Annotated in this window: 16 protein-coding genes and 1 pseudogene; 8 read left to right on the top strand and 9 right to left on the bottom strand. The window is 43.6% G+C overall.

Annotated elements, in window-relative coordinates; translation table 11 throughout:
- The 3 genes from QUA27_RS20145 to QUA27_RS20135 form a co-directional block, all read right to left on the bottom strand.
- On the bottom strand, nt 1–828 hold an 828-nt coding region (locus QUA27_RS20145; protein WP_333069993.1), incomplete at its 3' end, for a CHASE3 domain-containing protein.
- An 802-nt stretch (nt 829–1,630) separates the two neighbouring features.
- Complete coding sequence (locus QUA27_RS20140; RefSeq protein WP_333069992.1) at nt 1,631–3,085, bottom strand: methyl-accepting chemotaxis protein; 1,455 nt, start codon at nt 3,083–3,085, stop codon at nt 1,631–1,633.
- A gap of 170 nt (nt 3,086–3,255) precedes the next feature.
- Nucleotides 3,256–3,462 carry a hypothetical protein gene (locus QUA27_RS20135; protein ID WP_333069991.1) on the bottom strand — a complete coding sequence of 69 codons (207 nt, stop codon included), beginning with the start codon at nt 3,460–3,462 and terminating at the stop codon, nt 3,256–3,258.
- A 39-nt stretch (nt 3,463–3,501) separates the two neighbouring features.
- On the opposite strand from QUA27_RS20135, the gene QUA27_RS20130 reads away from it, so the two are divergent.
- Nucleotides 3,502–4,524: a cysteine peptidase family C39 domain-containing protein gene (locus QUA27_RS20130; RefSeq protein WP_333069990.1), complete on the top strand. Its 1,023-nt coding sequence runs from the start codon at nt 3,502–3,504 to the stop codon at nt 4,522–4,524.
- A 3-nt stretch (nt 4,525–4,527) separates the two neighbouring features.
- On the opposite strand, the gene QUA27_RS20125 is transcribed toward QUA27_RS20130, so the two are convergent.
- From QUA27_RS20125 to QUA27_RS20115, 3 genes are all read right to left on the bottom strand, one after another.
- Nucleotides 4,528–4,686, bottom strand: coding sequence for a hypothetical protein (locus QUA27_RS20125; protein ID WP_333069988.1), 159 nt, complete (start codon nt 4,684–4,686; stop codon nt 4,528–4,530).
- A 221-nt stretch (nt 4,687–4,907) separates the two neighbouring features.
- On the bottom strand, nt 4,908–5,396 hold the full coding sequence (locus tag QUA27_RS20120; protein ID WP_333069987.1) for a hypothetical protein: 489 nt from the start codon (nt 5,394–5,396) through the stop codon (nt 4,908–4,910).
- A 170-nt stretch (nt 5,397–5,566) separates the two neighbouring features.
- Nucleotides 5,567–6,595: a cysteine hydrolase family protein gene (locus QUA27_RS20115; protein WP_333069986.1), complete on the bottom strand. Its 1,029-nt coding sequence runs from the start codon at nt 6,593–6,595 to the stop codon at nt 5,567–5,569.
- Between the two features lie 78 nt (nt 6,596–6,673).
- On the opposite strand from QUA27_RS20115, the gene QUA27_RS20110 reads away from it, so the two are divergent.
- Both QUA27_RS20110 and QUA27_RS20105 read left to right on the top strand, forming a co-directional pair.
- Entirely contained in the window at nt 6,674–7,405 is a 732-nt protein-coding gene (locus QUA27_RS20110; RefSeq protein WP_333069984.1) for a TVP38/TMEM64 family protein, read from the top strand.
- A gap of 16 nt (nt 7,406–7,421) precedes the next feature.
- Nucleotides 7,422–8,957, top strand: a complete 1,536-nt coding sequence (locus QUA27_RS20105; protein WP_333069982.1) for a mercuric reductase — start codon at nt 7,422–7,424, stop codon at nt 8,955–8,957.
- Nucleotides 8,958–9,101: 144 nt separating this feature from the next.
- On the opposite strand, the gene QUA27_RS20100 is transcribed toward QUA27_RS20105, so the two are convergent.
- The 3 genes from QUA27_RS20100 to QUA27_RS20090 form a co-directional block, all read right to left on the bottom strand.
- Nucleotides 9,102–9,692 carry a Uma2 family endonuclease gene (locus QUA27_RS20100; RefSeq protein WP_333069981.1) on the bottom strand — a complete coding sequence of 197 codons (591 nt, stop codon included), beginning with the start codon at nt 9,690–9,692 and terminating at the stop codon, nt 9,102–9,104.
- A 91-nt stretch (nt 9,693–9,783) separates the two neighbouring features.
- A complete protein-coding gene (locus QUA27_RS20095) occupies nt 9,784–10,632 on the bottom strand; it encodes a phosphatase domain-containing protein (protein ID WP_333069980.1) in 849 nt (282 codons plus the stop codon).
- 212 nt (nt 10,633–10,844) lie between these two features.
- Nucleotides 10,845–11,930: a T4 RnlA family RNA ligase gene (locus QUA27_RS20090; protein ID WP_333069978.1), complete on the bottom strand. Its 1,086-nt coding sequence runs from the start codon at nt 11,928–11,930 to the stop codon at nt 10,845–10,847.
- 190 nt (nt 11,931–12,120) lie between these two features.
- Here QUA27_RS20090 and QUA27_RS20085 point away from each other — a divergent pair, with 190 nt between their 5' ends.
- From QUA27_RS20085 to QUA27_RS20065, 5 genes and pseudogenes are all read left to right on the top strand, one after another.
- Complete coding sequence (locus QUA27_RS20085) at nt 12,121–12,681, top strand: hypothetical protein (protein WP_333069977.1); 561 nt, start codon at nt 12,121–12,123, stop codon at nt 12,679–12,681.
- A 147-nt stretch (nt 12,682–12,828) separates the two neighbouring features.
- Entirely contained in the window at nt 12,829–13,881 is a 1,053-nt protein-coding gene (locus tag QUA27_RS20080; protein ID WP_333069976.1) for a hypothetical protein, read from the top strand.
- A gap of 138 nt (nt 13,882–14,019) precedes the next feature.
- The gene (locus tag QUA27_RS20075) at nt 14,020–14,256 is read left to right on the top strand and encodes a type II toxin-antitoxin system Phd/YefM family antitoxin (RefSeq protein ID WP_333069975.1); all 237 of its coding nucleotides are present in this window, start codon (nt 14,020–14,022) and stop codon (nt 14,254–14,256) included.
- A gap of 249 nt (nt 14,257–14,505) precedes the next feature.
- Nucleotides 14,506–14,715, top strand: a pseudogene (locus QUA27_RS20070) (tyrosine-type recombinase/integrase); the annotation flags it as partial.
- Nucleotides 14,716–15,091: 376 nt separating this feature from the next.
- Entirely contained in the window at nt 15,092–15,214 is a 123-nt protein-coding gene (locus QUA27_RS20065) for a hypothetical protein (RefSeq protein WP_333069974.1), read from the top strand.
- Nucleotides 15,215–15,246: the final 32 nt, after the last annotated feature.

The raw sequence follows: 15,246 nt of genomic DNA, 5'->3' as shown, positions 1-15,246 counted from the left end.
CGCGATCGCCCCGACATTTTCTTTCAAAATTATCATCGATTCCAGGGTTTGCTCCACTGCTAGGGTTCCCTTTTCAGTAATCTGTAAAGCTTGCCGTGCAGATTCAGCACCAGCTTGGGCTTGCTGGGCTGATTGTTGGGAAGCAGCGCCCAACTCATCCATTGTGATTGTAGTTTGATTGACAGAGCTAGATTGCTGTGTGGCTGTGCGTTCCTGCTGTTCAACTGTGGCAGCAATCTCTGTGGAAGAAATGGCGATCGTATTTGCTACCTGATTGATTGGTCGGATAATTTTAGCAAAAATAAATAATACAATAAATGAACCAAATATTACAGCAACAATCGTACCTCCTATCGAAAAAATCGCCGCTAATTGCTCCGACTGTTTTGCTAATTTGGTTCTTTGAACCAGTAGATTATCTTCTACCTTAAGCATTTCGGCCAGCTTATCCCTGATTTCATCCATAAATATCTTGCCTTTACCTGAAAGCACCAAGGCTCTTAGCTCTGGTTCTTTTCCCGCCCTTTTCAGGGATATAGTTTCCGCTAATTCATCTAGTTTTTGCTGACCCAACTTTTCCACTTGCTCCAAGTTTTTAACTTGCTCAGGGTTATCTTTTATTAACTCTTTTGTCTCATTTACTGTTTTATAAAATGCTACTTGACCATTTTTATAAGGCTCTAAAAATTCCTCCTTGCCAGCGAAGATAAACCCCCGCTGTCCTGTTTCAGCATCCAATAAATCTTTTTCTAGGGCGTGTAAATTTGTCTTTACTACATAAGTATGCGTTTGCCACTCAATAGCTTCGCCTAAATTATTCATACTCATTGTAGTGGCAAATCCGATGCTAATCATTAACAAGAAAATGGACCCGAATCCCAAGGGAACTACTTTACTAAGCCGAATACTATTTTGCGACATTTCCCTTTTTACTCCTTGATTAGTTGTTGACTTTTGTGGGTAAGATACAGCCTCAATAAGTTCCTGCTATTTTTAACCCAAGTAATTATTTAAGCTATAATACTAATTCATAATTAATGCCCCTTTTTACATCAAAAAAAATTCAGCGCTTCTTTTTGTTTTACTGGGTTTACTAACTCAACCATTGACTCAGACTCATCAACAAAAATCTGACAAAAGTTAATTTCGAGCAAGCGATGCAGGTCAAGCCTTTAGAATTAATGGTTGTTTTTCCTGCTTCGATTTTGGATAAATCCTGTTTATTCGATTGTAGCGATAAATTGAGGAACGCAACCCAAATATCGTCAAATTCTCTCCCCCACTCTTCTTCTCTCCCACTATTGATTGGGGTTCAAGTCGATCGCATAAATGTTAAAACCTAGTTAAGCAACAAAATTTTGAGTTCATGGAAATAGTAGTGCCGCTGGTGTTGGGTTCGGTGCTGTTAGTCTGAGGAATACGGTTCGGGCGGGTGTTAGTTCGATCGTCCGTTACCGCTAAGCATTTGTTTAAGGGCAGAAATTCGATCGTCCTGGCTTTGGCGATGCCATCGCCTGCGATCGTTTTGACTTGGATGCCACAGGTTTGACAAGCTGCGGGGGCTGCCAGATCAATTCATGACTCAATGCTATCAATTGCTAGCCTGCTGGCCCCAAACACTGAGCACCCTTTAGACAATTGAATTGAGATTGTGGGCTGCATCGTTCAATTGTTGAGTGCCTACTTTGGTTTGAGTAATACCACTAGCGGTTTCTTTGGCTGCTAGGTTGAGGCTGTTCATCGCATCGACTACTTGTTTAATAGCAACTGCTTGTTGTTGAGCAGTCAGAGAAATTTGTTGATTGTTCAATACCACATTGTTAACAGCATTTGCTACTTCCGAGAAAGCTGCTGCCGTTTCTTGACTGATTTTGGTTCCTTCTTCTACTGTTTTAGTACCTTCCTTTGTCACCGTTACGGTGGAACTTATTGCATTCTTGATATCATCGACTAGGCGGTTAATTTTCTCGGCTGATTTCTTACTTTTATCTGCTAGTTTGCGGATTTCTGTGGCTATGACAGTAAAACCTTTGGCGTTTTCGCCCGCCCGGACTGCTTCTACTGAAGCATTCAGTGCCAGCATATTTGTTTGATTGGCTAAATCTGTGACATCAGTAGAGATATTGCCAATCTGATGGGTTTGTTCGCTCAATTGCAGAATTTGTGCCGCGATCGCCCCGACATTTTCTTTCAAAATTATCATCGATTCCAGGGTTTGCTCCACTGCTAGGGTTCCCTTTTCAGCGATCTTTAAAGCTTGCCGTGCAGATTCAGCACCAGCTTGGGCTTGCTGGGCTGATTGTTGGGAAGCAGCGCCCAACTCATCCATTGTGATTGTAGTTTGATTGACAGAGCTAGATTGCTGTGCGGCTGTGCGTTCCTGCTGTTCAACTGTGGCAGCAATCTCTGTGGAAGAACTAACAATCATATTGACGGACTGATTCAGTGTCTCTGCAATTCCTGAAGCAATCCACCGAGCGATCGCAATTGCCATAATCGCTGCTAAAGCAGTGCTTAAAATCACCACTGTAGTCAGGAAATGCAAAGCTTGGTTTTGCTCTTTTTCTTTATTAACTAAAATACCCTGTTCGGTCTTTTGAAACTCCTTAGCTCTAGCATCAACCTGACGAAGCTTTGGTAGAACTTGTGTCTTCCATAAGTTAAGTCCATCGTCCCGCTTACCTCCCTCGACCAAAGAAAAGGCTTGTTTATAGCCTTCGTCTATCTGATTTTGTAATATATTCATTTCCTCTAGTCGCTGGCGCTGTTCCGGGTTTGGAACCCGCTTGAGTAAATCCTGATAGAATTGATCGAAGCTGTTTACAGCTTCATTGTATTCAGTTAAGAAATCACTCTCTTGTGCCAAAAAATAGCCACGAGCAGCTTTCTGCATACCGGCAAATCCCAGTTGAAGATCTTTCAGGTCTATAACAATAGCATTAGAATTATTTAGCACTTTTGCTTTTTCTTCTACTTCTTTAGCATTAAAAAAAACCAAAGTAGCTGCTCCCACTGAAAGCAAAATCGGTATGGAATACCCCCACAGGATACGCTGTCTTAATTTGGTCCCTTTGAAGTTAATCATCTAAAATTTTCCTTATTGTTACAAAAAATCACTTAATCACCTTCAAAGCAATAGGAACTGCATATCTGAGTAACATCAGGTTTCTCAGCTTTAAGTTGGCAAACATGGCAATATCTCCTTTTAGGTTAGGTAGCTGAATTATCTGATTCTCAACCATTTATTCAGACTCATCAAAAAAATATGGCAAAACTTAATATCCAAAATCGAGGCAAGTCAAAGTCTTTAGGCTTGAGGGTTGTTTTGCCTGCTTCGATTTTGGATAAATCCTGTTTATTCGATTGTAGCGGGTAATGGAGGAACAAAGCCCAAACATCGTCAAATTCTCTCCCCCACTCGGACTCTCTCCAACTCTTGATTGGGGTGTAAGTCGATCGCATAAATGTTACAACCTAGTTAAGCGATCAAATTCTGAACTTATGGAAATGTTTGTGACGCTGGTGCTGGGTTCGGTGATGTTACTCTGGGGAATGCGGTTCGGGCGGGTGTTAGTTCGCTCTGGAGTGACGGCTAACGATTTGTTTAAGGGCAGAAATTCGATCGCCCTAGCTTTTTTGGGTTTTTATATTGCCTTGCTGCTACTGGCTCTAAATCTGCCTCAAATGCCAGCTTTGCCGATCGAGTGGCGCTTTCACGGGATGCGAGTTACTTGGACTTTGCTACGAGTCATGTTGATGGGAGTCTGCGGTATTGGCTTTAGTATAAGTTGGTTTACCGCGCGATCGCAAGTAATCGCAGTAATTTTAATTTGCTTCTTAGGATTCGGAGGATTTACAGGCGCTGAAAACTATTTTATGGCGCCCATTTACGCTGATTTAATAGATAATTTGCGGCCCAACGGTGTATTTCGACAAACATCTAACAGCAGTTGCGCCCCCGCCGCCCTAGCAACAGTGTTAAGGCGTTGGGGAATCGATGCGACGGAATCGAGTGTAGCGCGTTTTGCGGGCACGAGTCGCTTGGGAACTTCGATGCCACAGCTAATAATAGCAGCAAGAGCTTTGGGCGTAAATGCGATCGAACTAACGCCAACTTGGGAGCAAATTCAGCAAATTAATCGCCCTGGAGTGCTAGCAGTTTGGCTGTTTGACGGCCCTCGGAAGCTACCGCACGCGGTCGCTTTGCTGGGAATGAATGACAGTGTAGCTGCCATTGGAGACCCGGCGCGGGGCAGGATTTTCTATTTAGATAGGGCAACTTTTGCCCAGATTTGGCGCGATCAATACGTGCCGATTTTCCGGTCTGCGGATATCTTGTTAAGTGACAAACAAGCTATTGACTATTTGAGTAAATTAGGATATAATAGCGGCAATTTAAAAGCAGATATAGAGCGCTTTCAAGCCGATAAAAAATTGCAAGTCAGCGGCCAGTTAGACCGGATAACTGAGTTAATGTTGAGCGGCAATTTTTTGCAAGAAGTTCCCAGATTGGATGGGAAATAGTTATTAAAAATAATCAAGCGCAGAGGCACTCTTGACCGACAGAAAATAGGAATCATACGGTTTTTTGTCAAACAATATTTGAGTCTTTCGTTCATAGCGATCGCAAATATTCGATCGCCCCAGCAGACGATCGACGATCGCACCTTTGTAGCATAGCTGCATGAAATTACCCATATAACCGTAGGCAGTTGCATCTAATTCCTCCTCTATTTTTGTCGTTGCAGAATTTGAGGAGGATGCTTGTGGGAAGTAGGGTTAGGCGTCCCGCCTACTTTGAAAATACACGCCTTCGGGGTACGAGAGTCGATGGCACAAAACCATCAAAATCATCCCGCAATTACGAAACACCCTATTTTTAGAGTCTATCGCACCTTTGCCACCCCTCACCGTTTTTCACAATTGAGAACAGTTGAATCGCTTTTTTTAGGCTCAGACAGCTTGACTTCCCATCCAGGTAAATTCCACCAATTAACTCGCTGATTCGGTTGAATCCAGAAGTTTAGCTGCGCGATCTTGCCATCCTCAAATCTGAGTGTAGGAAAGGTAGGATAACTGGTATCATCGGTTTCGCGATAAGTGCGTCCCAGGTAATTTAGGCAGGCTCTTAATCCATCACTAATTCCCAATTCTTCCACTCCCTTTCCCTTCAATTTGGCATCATCGTAGCTGAAAGAACCGTTGAATGAATTCCCCGCTAACCCGCCTTTGGTAACAGTGATGGTGAAATCGTAGGTTACGGGAACTGCGTAGGCTTGGGTTGCAGTGACAACTGTGCTCAGAAGAGTCGTGGCGATGGCCACCGAGAGTTTTGAAATTGCTTGCACACTCGCATCCCGAAAAAGAACCACACTATAAATTTCGCTTGCAGCCATCGGGAAACTCCTTGATTACACTTCTACAGTAAGTGATTTTTCGGATATGATATCATAAGTAATCCGTTAAATGCGATCGCAGCCGAGTGCCACGCCAACAAAAATTACCGCCTCTGGTTAATCATGTATACTTTTTTTGCACTGAAAACCCCAAGCGAAAACACTCGTCTTTAATTGCCCAGAATTAACTCACTTGATTTAACAACATTCATTCCCGCAGCCGCAAATTTTTGATAAGCTGCATCTGCTTGTTCCGTAAAATCCACAACCCCCGGAACAACCACAGGCGAAGTGCAATCTTCCAGCAAATAAACCTTCTTTGCCAAATTCGGATCTCGCGCCAAAATTTCCGTTAACAAATCATCAATTGTCCAAGCAACGCAGTGACTTTTGGCTTGTCCGGCAATAATTACTGCATCAAAATCGAGTAATTTATCAATAAACTTAGCATTCTTTTCAGCAATCGGATTGCCGTCGAATCCATCTAAAACTTCCGGTCGCAAAACCGAATAGTTTTCTGTCAGCGGATTTCCGCCTTTGATTTCAAAAAGTGCTTGGCTGTTGCGGGCGATGCTGTGAAAAAATATTGCTTCTTCTACCGCAGAAACTAGGGCGTGTCCGATGCCGCCCAGCATCGAGTGATAGGGCCAAATTGTCAGGGGATATTTACCATCGGCGCTGAGTTTTTTGACGTAGTGGCAAGCCTGTTTTTCCAGTGATGAAAAATTGCCCCCGCTGATGCTGTGGGCGACGGCTGGATTGACTTTCCAAATCCCTTGCTGCACGTCTTCTAAAGTAATTGATGTGGCGGCGGGTAGGGGGTGTTCGCCTGCTTCGTCGATCCAAAAGATTGGATGAAAAATTTGCATGGCGGTGTGGGTGTCCATTGTGGGCGCAATGGTTGTAATTGCGTTTAAATTGCTGTAAATAAATTCGCACAGCCGCAGATTGTCATCAACTGCACCGCTACCGGAACGCCCGCCAACAAATAGTTCAAATTCTGGCAAACAAAAGGTATTTTGGGCATCGATTATCAGCAAACAAATGCGGTTTTTGTCCCTTGCTGCTGGCTGGATGCTGTGCTGCTTTGCCCAATCTTTCGCTTGGGCGGTCCGTTCTTGGTAGGGGACTCGCCAGACTTCGCCTACTTTTTTGGGGTCGAAATGTTCGGGGATTGGAAGTTGGGCTTTTGGTGTCATGACCTATCGCTTTTAGGCTAGTTTACAGTAATAATTTAAGTTGGGAGTATAATGCTGATAAATATTTGCGGGTGAATCATGGCAAAAGAACGAATCCAAGATTATGCTAGGGTAAAATTTAAACGCATAGTGTTGTTTTTTTCGATCGCCCTTTTGCTCGCTCTCTTAATTGTAGCAACTAGATCTGCCTACGTTCAAGATGTTTTGAGAAATCTGTTAATGCGGATCGAGGATTTAGGCTGGTGGGGACCAGTGGCTTTTGTAGCTATTTACAACTTGGCTACTGTACTGTTTGTACCGGGTTCGGTACTGACGCTGGGAGGGGGGGCGATTTTTGGTTTGTGGTGGGGTTCTGTTTACGTTTTTGCGGCGTCCACTTTAGGTGCTGTATTTGCTTTTGCGATCGGGCGCTATTTGTGCCGCGATCGCGTGGTAAAATATATGGAATCTCACCCCAAGTTTAAAGCTCTCGATCGCGCAGTTTCCCAACAAGGATTAAAAATAGTTTTTTTGACTCGTATTTGTCCTTTATTTCCTTTCAATTTATTGAATTACGCTTTGGGAATTACTCAGGTTTCTTTGAAAGATTACGTGCTGGGTTCCTTTGGCATGATACCGGGTACAATTATGTACGTTTACTCCGGTTCTTTGGTGGGAGAGGTTGCTGCGATAGGCGCGATATGTCAGTCCACAAGTCCCCACACAGAAGCAGCAAAATTGTCGATCAATATCCTCGGTTTTATTGCTACTGTCACTGTTACTGTCTTTGTCACTCGGATAGCCAGCAAAGCTTTGGAAGAAAGTATTTAATTAGGAGGATTTGCGAATGCCGGAGTCAAAAGTCGATCGCGTAACTGTCCCCCCGATGGACGAACACAACCAGAAATTAGTCTCCTATTTGCATCCGCCCGATTGGGTAAATCCGCAGCCCGCTAGCAGTTATAATTTAGTAGTAATTGGTGCTGGCCCCGCCGGATTAATTGTGGCTGCGGGTGCCGCAGGTTTGGGCGCTAAAGTTGCTTTGATTGAAAAACATTTAATGGGCGGCGACTGTTTGAATGTCGGTTGCGTACCCTCAAAAGCTTTAATTCGCTCGTCTCGTATTGTCGGCGATATCTCGGAAGCAAGTAAATTTGGTGTTAACGTTTCTGACAGTGTAGAAGTGGATTTTGCTGCTGTGATGGAACGGCTGCGCCGCATCAGGGCGGGAATCAGCGATGTTGATTCTGTTGAACGCTACCAGCAAAAATTAGGAGTTGATGTTTTTTTAGGTTCCGGTCGTTTTACTAGCAATAATACAGTAGAAGTTGCAGGGCAAACTATCCGGTTTAAAAAAGCAGTAATTGCCACAGGTGCAAGGGCGCTACAACCACAAATTCCCGGTTTACAAGAAGCTGGATATCTGACAAATGAAACTGTCTTTAACCTCACAGAAAGACCTCAGCGTTTGGCAGTAATTGGCGCAGGGCCGATCGGCTGCGAATTGGCTCAAGCATTCCGGCGGCTGGGTTCGGAAGTCGTATTGCTGCACAAAAATGCTCACATTTTAGACAAAGAAGATGCGGATGCTGCTAAAATCGTGCAGCACGCTTTTGTACGCGAAGAAATTCAACTAATACTAGAATCCCAAATAGAGCGCGTTGAGCAAACAAATGCAGGCAAAGTAATTTATTATAAATCTCAAGGTAACGAAGCATCGGTAACAGTAGATCAAATTATTGTTAGTACAGGGCGATCGCCCAACGTGGAAGGATTGAATCTGGAGGCGATCGGCGTTGAATACGATACACAAACAGGCGTATTTGTCAACGACAATTTGCAAACTACTAATCCCCGCATTTATGCCGCTGGGGATATTTGCATGAAACATAAATTTACTCACGCTGCTGATTTTGCCGCGAGAATGGTAATTCAAAACACTCTATTTTTCGGGCGCAAAAAGCTCAGCGCTTTGACGATACCTTGGTGTACTTACACAGACCCGGAAATTGCGCGCGTCGGAATTGCGGAACACGAGGCTAAGGAAAAAGGCATTGATATCGATACATTTTTAATTCCTTTCAGTCAAGTCGATCGGGCAATTATTGACGGCGAAGAGGAAGGATTTGTGAAAATTCACGTCAAGAAAGGCAGCGATAAAATATTAGGTGCAACTATTGTAGCGCGACACGCTGGGGATATGATTAGCGAAATTACTTTAGCAATGGTTAACAATATTGGTTTAGGAAAAATTGCTAGCACAATTCACCCGTATCCGACACAAGCTGATGCAATTCGGAAAGCGGGAGATGCTTACAATCGCACTCGTTTGACTCCGTTTGTGAAAAATTTGTTTAATCGCTGGCTGGCTTGGACGCGATAAGTAAATAATTGTGGAACAGGCCAGAAAGCCTGTTCATTATCAGCTTTTATGGGCGGCGTCTAAGCCCACCACAAAATAAAATTGACTATCTGTGGAACAGGCATCTTGCCTGTTCATAAAAAAGCTGCAAAATTAGGTGTGTTTTTATCCTTCGGTTTCTGTTTCTGTTTCCAATCCAACACCTTCATACAAAAGTGCGATCGGCAAATTAAACTCAATGCTTGATAAAGTTACAATCTCTCCAGCAGTGTAAGAATAGTAAAGCCACATTCTGCCCTCTCCCCGACAGTAACGCTCAACAAAAATCTTTTGTGAATCAATCAAGATATACTCTTGCAAAGTCGGAATTTTCAGGTAAGAAGTAAATTTTTCATCCCGATCTTTAGCACTTGTACTGGGTGAAAGAACTTCGACAATTATTTTAGGATTCTGAATGAATGTGCGGGAATTGAGGTCTTGAGAGTCGCAACTGACTATCACATCGGGGTAGTAGTAACGGCTTTGAGAACTGACTTGGAATTTCACGTCTGACACGTTGATTCGACAGCCTCTGGAACGCAGATGTGGGCGCAATGCAGTGTAAAAGTTAAGTGCAAGATCGTTATGAGGAATTGTACTGCCCGTCATGGCAAAAACTTCGCCGTTGACATATTCGTGGCGAATCTCTTGTTGAGCTTCCCATTCGAGATATTCCTCAACGGTCATTTTTTGGGGCGCTTCGGGAATAGATATCATAACAAAATTTTTTGCAATGTTACTTGGATTTTAGCATTAGGGGTAAAACAATGGTTGCAAGTTGCGATCGCCCCCACCAACAAACCCTGCCTTAAAAATCCCCTTCATCTACTTGGAATACCGTCAATCCCAAGCCTCTCCACATATCAACAACTTGCTGGCGATCGTCCAAAACAAACTTAACATTATATTTCCCTTCAATATGTCGCCGATAGAACTCCTCTTTAATAATCGAATCCTTCCTCATATCTCCGGTTTTCCGCATATAAAGACTGGCATAATTAACCTCGTACTGCTGCAACCATTTTTCAGTTTGAGGCTGACAGTCATCTGTGCGGCCCGACACTACAATGATATTAACGCTGGATTGCCACTTGCGAACGGTATCTAAGACGGGCTGATTGGGCAAATCGCGATCGCACGTCGAAGCATCAAAAGGATTTCTGCCATTGAGAAGTGCCAGCGTGCCGTCCATATCAACAATAATTGCATCCGGCAAATCCGGGTTATATTCCGGCGGCTCAACGGGAACCCGCACGTACTTATTGTACATCTTCACGATCACATCTTTGCCCACCGAATTAAGCCTTTTCAAATCCCGTTTAATACATTCCTCAACGGGAACTTGCAGGAAAGAATCATTAACTTCGACAACAGCTTTACCTTTTACCAACTGTTTAATATGCTCAATGTGAGGTCCAAAATTAGTATCATCAACAATGACGTGCTTGCCGCTTTCCAAAGCCATCAAAATAATCGTATCTCTCAACTGCACAATAAACTTTTCATTTGCAGGCGACCAATGAGAAGCGTGAGCCATTTCTCTGAGCAAATCTTTATTGCTACGCACCCACTTTGCAGGTTCAGACAGCAGCAATTCCCTAGCAAATTGAGATTTTCCCGAAGCAGGTAAACCGACAAGTACAATAACTCTTTTCATGGTAAGTAGAAGGAATAAGGAAGTTCGGCAACGGATTCTGTAACGGATGTAACGGATTTCAGGAAGAATGCTCATACAGCAAGCTTTTTAGCCATCTGTATCTTAGGTTTAATTAGGTGCATTTATTTCTTTATTCGGTCACTTAAATATAATGTTAATTTTCGTTCGTAGTGATGATTTTAGTCCTCATTCAAGAAACGACTGTAGTATTACTACAATCCTAGATGGATGTAATCTAAACCCAATAGCTCCTCTATTTTATGGATCGTAACATCACGGAGAGCTTCTTTCACTCCCCCAACTCTTCGGGCCCGCAAAGAAAACAAAATCCCCGAATACGGCAAATGTTTCACAGCTAATGCAAAATCTTTCTGAACTTCGATATGTTCGTGCTGTCGGTAAGCTTCCTCGATTTCTTCAACCAAAGATTGATATTTGTCTTTAACTTTTTGATACAACTCACTCCACTCAGAAAAATAAGCTAAAAACTCTTCTCCTTCATTAGTTAAAACAATTTCTATCAGGTGGCGAGTCGAAAACCCTTCGCGGAGATGGGAAATCGCCACATATTGCGGAGACTTAACTTTAACTCTGTTGAAGTTAGCATCGCAGATAATATACCCTTCCGAATCCATCGGATCTAAATGTTGAGCCGCTTCGATAACTTCTTTCCAGCTAGTTAAAGGATAGGAAGCGACCAATTCCCAGCCATATTTATTGGCCCAAAGACTCGGGTCTGTTTCTACAAGCGTTTGAGTGTTGCGAACCCCGTGCAGCACGATTTGATTGTTTTGTTGCTGGACAACTATTCTATTGTAAGGCGTCATCAACTCAAATATAAAACACTGGTCTCTTTCTTGTGGCAATTGATATCCCAATTCTTGCCAGACTTTCCAAAAAAGTTCCGCAAAGCTGAACCCAAAACCGTTAACTTCGCCGGCGGCGTCGGGAGTACCGCTAGATTGCACTCTCCATTCTCCCTTGTAAAAATACAGTACAGTCAGAGAACCGTCTAGTTTTTCATAAACTTTGGCATTTCTCCAATCAATTGCAGCGGCGTGAATTTCTCCGTAATTAAAAAATTTGTCGTAGGGATAAGAAACTATCTGCCAATCTTGAGATGAATCTAAAATAATGCCTCGGCACTGCTGGACTATCTTTTCGCCTAGGGGAGATTCTATCTGCGAGTATTTCAGACCGACTAAATCGGGATATTGGCGGTGGCGGGTAACTTTGATATGATAAGTTTCCGACAAAGTTTCCAATCCGTGCTGGCGCAAATACTCTTGCAGTTCCACGATCGACTCCTAAATTGCTCGCCTTCTCTATATTATATATGACTTCATATTCTGCCAACCGTGTCAAGATAGTCAAAAAACATTTTTCCCGGAAAAGCGAGTCTTAATTTGGTATTTTGAATTATGGTTGTACATACGTGAATGCGGTTCGCCGCCCAACTAAACTATTGGAATATTAAGGGAAAAGACCGTGAAGAAGAAATTATTGCTTTTCGCTACTTCTGCTTGTGTATTGACGGCTTTAGTACCTCCCTCGGTTGTTTTTGGATCTTCGCAATTGTCGCAGCGACAATCGGGAACAACACAAATTGCTCAAGGAGGCACTGCGTTTCCGGTAAATGAAATTTTGCGAAAGTTAAAAGGCAAAACGCAAGTGCCTATTTTTATTCCCAGCAGGATTCCGGATTTGCCAAAAATGTACTATCCAACTACAGCAGAAGCAAACAGCTATACTATTTCAATCGAGTATAAACCAGATTGCGGCGGTACGACAGTTTGCACTTTTGGGTCAATTGAAGGTCAAAAAGGCGGGGCGTTTACTACAAAACTAGAAGGGGTAACTAAGACGTTAAAAACTGTCAAACTTGCGGGCGGAGTGAAAGGAGTTTTTCATAACGGTTGCGGGGCTTACTGCACAGCAACTCTTCAGTGGAAAACTCAGGGTTTTATGTATACCGTCGCCATTAAGAACGGACGAGAATCTGATTTAATTTTAATAGGAAATTCTGCTATTCAAGCTGGGAAGCGTTAAGTTTAGCAGTCTGGGAGGCACAACTTCTATATGTAGGGTGCGTAAGGCCGCACCTTACCGTTATTGTATGATATATCTTAACTCGCACTCGCCCCTTACAAGATGCTATTGTTTTTTTTGCGCTGACCTACTTAGGGGGAAATCAGGATGAGGGGAAGATGGCTATTTGCGGCGATTTTTGCTTGTGTGGTCACTGCTTTTACGATTCCCTACCCTTCGGGAACCCCTGCGGGGAACGGGATAGCTTCGCTTCACGCACCTTTGACACCAAACTCAGCGTTAGCAAGAAATGAACTCCCGATTACAGAAATCCGCTGGTTTAATTATTCCCCTGAAGATAGCTGGCAACCGATACAATTTATTGTACCCGATCGCAACACTGCAAAATCTGCCGGTCGCCGCAACTTACGGCGGTATGATGTTCATATTGCCAAGATGTTTGAGATTTCTCATTTTCTGTGCGATCGCGATCGTGCTTCTGAGGGTTACAATTGGTCTTATCAAGCGGAAAATGGCAATATTGAGATGGGACGCTTCAAAATTAGCTGCAATCTCGCCCGTTCCATAGCCATAGCTTACGGGTTAGGGAAACCTGAAATTACAGTGATTCGCCGCAGCTTCAACCTGAAAAATGGTCGCCCTTCTTTTGCGCTAGAAAAATACTCTATTCCCACTTTTAACATTGCTAAAAATAGAGTTGTGCAGTGGAGGGATTTTGTGCAAAAGTTTCCCCCAATCCCCGATAACTCAGGTGCAAACCAAGCTAACAGTCGTTTTCCTGCGAGTAACATCTTTAGACAAATCCAAGGCAAAACGCGAGTGCCTGTTTTTCTTCCGAGTAGACTTCCTTTATCTGACATTCAGCAACTTAATTTTGATGTGCAAGCCGGTGCCCACGGTTACATTGTGGGAATGTATTTAGGCAAAGGATGCCGCACCGGAGCCTGTTATTTCGGCACAATCGAAGCTAAAAGAAATGAACCGTTTTCGCCTCCTTCGCGATTGCCGCAGGATACTTATAGAAGCATTGAATTAGCAGGCGGCATCAGGGGAATTTATTTCAATAATTGCGGTGCTTACTGCACTGCTTTTGTTGAGTGGCAAAGGCTGGGGGTGCTGTACCGAGTCACAAGGAAAAACGCACGGCAGCAAGAAGTTGTCCAGATAGCAAATTCTGCACTTCAAGCAGGGCAACGTTAAATTTTGGTTAGAAATAGAAAAGGTACGCGCCAGCGAAGCTATCTTCCCGCAGGGGTTCCCGAAGAGTAGGGAATCGACCTTTTTCGCATTAAATATCCTGTTGCTGTAAACTTAAAAAGTACCTAAAAAACTAATGAGATGGCTGCGATTAGCGTTGAAGAAGCCAAGCAGAGTCTGCAAGCCATCTTGGAAAAGGTGGCCAAAGGAGAAGAAGTGACGATCGTACAGGAAGGCCAAGTAATAGCTCGCGTAGTCCCGCCACTCACGAAGGAGCAGCGGTTAGCTGAACTCAAGAGATTCCGAGACTCTATTCAAGTAAAGGGTGAACCCCTGAGTGCAACAGTCATTAGGCTAAGGGAGGAAGCACGGTATTGATTTATATAGATACTATTAAAGTAAGGTTCAGTTATTACAATAGTCCGGACAGTTTTTAGATAAACGCCTGAAACCGTCATTCTATCGTTGGCGATCGCGACGAGCTTCGAGTCCAAAACCCGCACTCTATCGTTGCACATTAAAAAGTGTCCGGACTATTGATGGTAGGAACCTTTTTATTTCTCTCTTACACAGAAAGCAAGCGATACCAGCTAGGTGCTATAGTTTCCTCTATATTTAAAGGAAGCAGGGCTGAAACACACGCCGGGGCGCACGATATCGACCCACAGTTTGAGACATACGGCGGGAACGCTGGCGCTGCGAGCGGGGGCCAAACTGCGACAAGTGCAGGACTTGTTGGGGCATAAATACCCCAAGACGACCTCTATTTATACTCACGTAGCGCAGCGGCGGGCAAATAATCCGGCTCTGAAATTAGGGATTACAATTGGGCAGTAAACGACCGGAGCTACTTTTGCCCTGTTTTTCCCACTTTACTCCCAGTTACCTAATGAATTGAAAAAACCCTGAAATAGGCGAGCAAATTGCCCAACGTATAGCCAGCTTGCCCAGCGATGACCTCCTAAAGCAAGCTCAGACACCAGCTCAGATAGAGGAATGGTACAAAGCCAGAAAAATCCAGCTTCTTCTGGCTGAGTGTTGGAGAGCAAAGCAGCTCGTTAAGAACTATTATCCAATTGAAGAAGTGCTATATCTTTAGGAAAATGCCAAAAAAGCCAAGAGCTGATTTCAAAGTTTTAAAATTTCTCAACCAGAATCCACTACATTTTAACAGTTTTAACTTATTATTAATTCCCTCAACATTTGAGATTTGATGCTAGCACAAATGAAGCGATCGCCCACTCCCGCAGAGCCCGTCACTGAAGCGATCGCCCACCCATCCACTATGTCAACCAAGCGAGCACACTCCATCGAACTCACGTTAAATTATATTTAAGCTGGAGGCTCGAAACCGTAAAATTACTGAGG

The organism is Microcoleus harperi Pol14_C6 (assembly GCF_036701295.1).
In the GTDB taxonomy this organism is placed as follows: Bacteria; Cyanobacteriota; Cyanobacteriia; order Cyanobacteriales; family Microcoleaceae; genus Microcoleus.
This window is presented reverse-complemented; position numbering and strand designations above follow the sequence as displayed.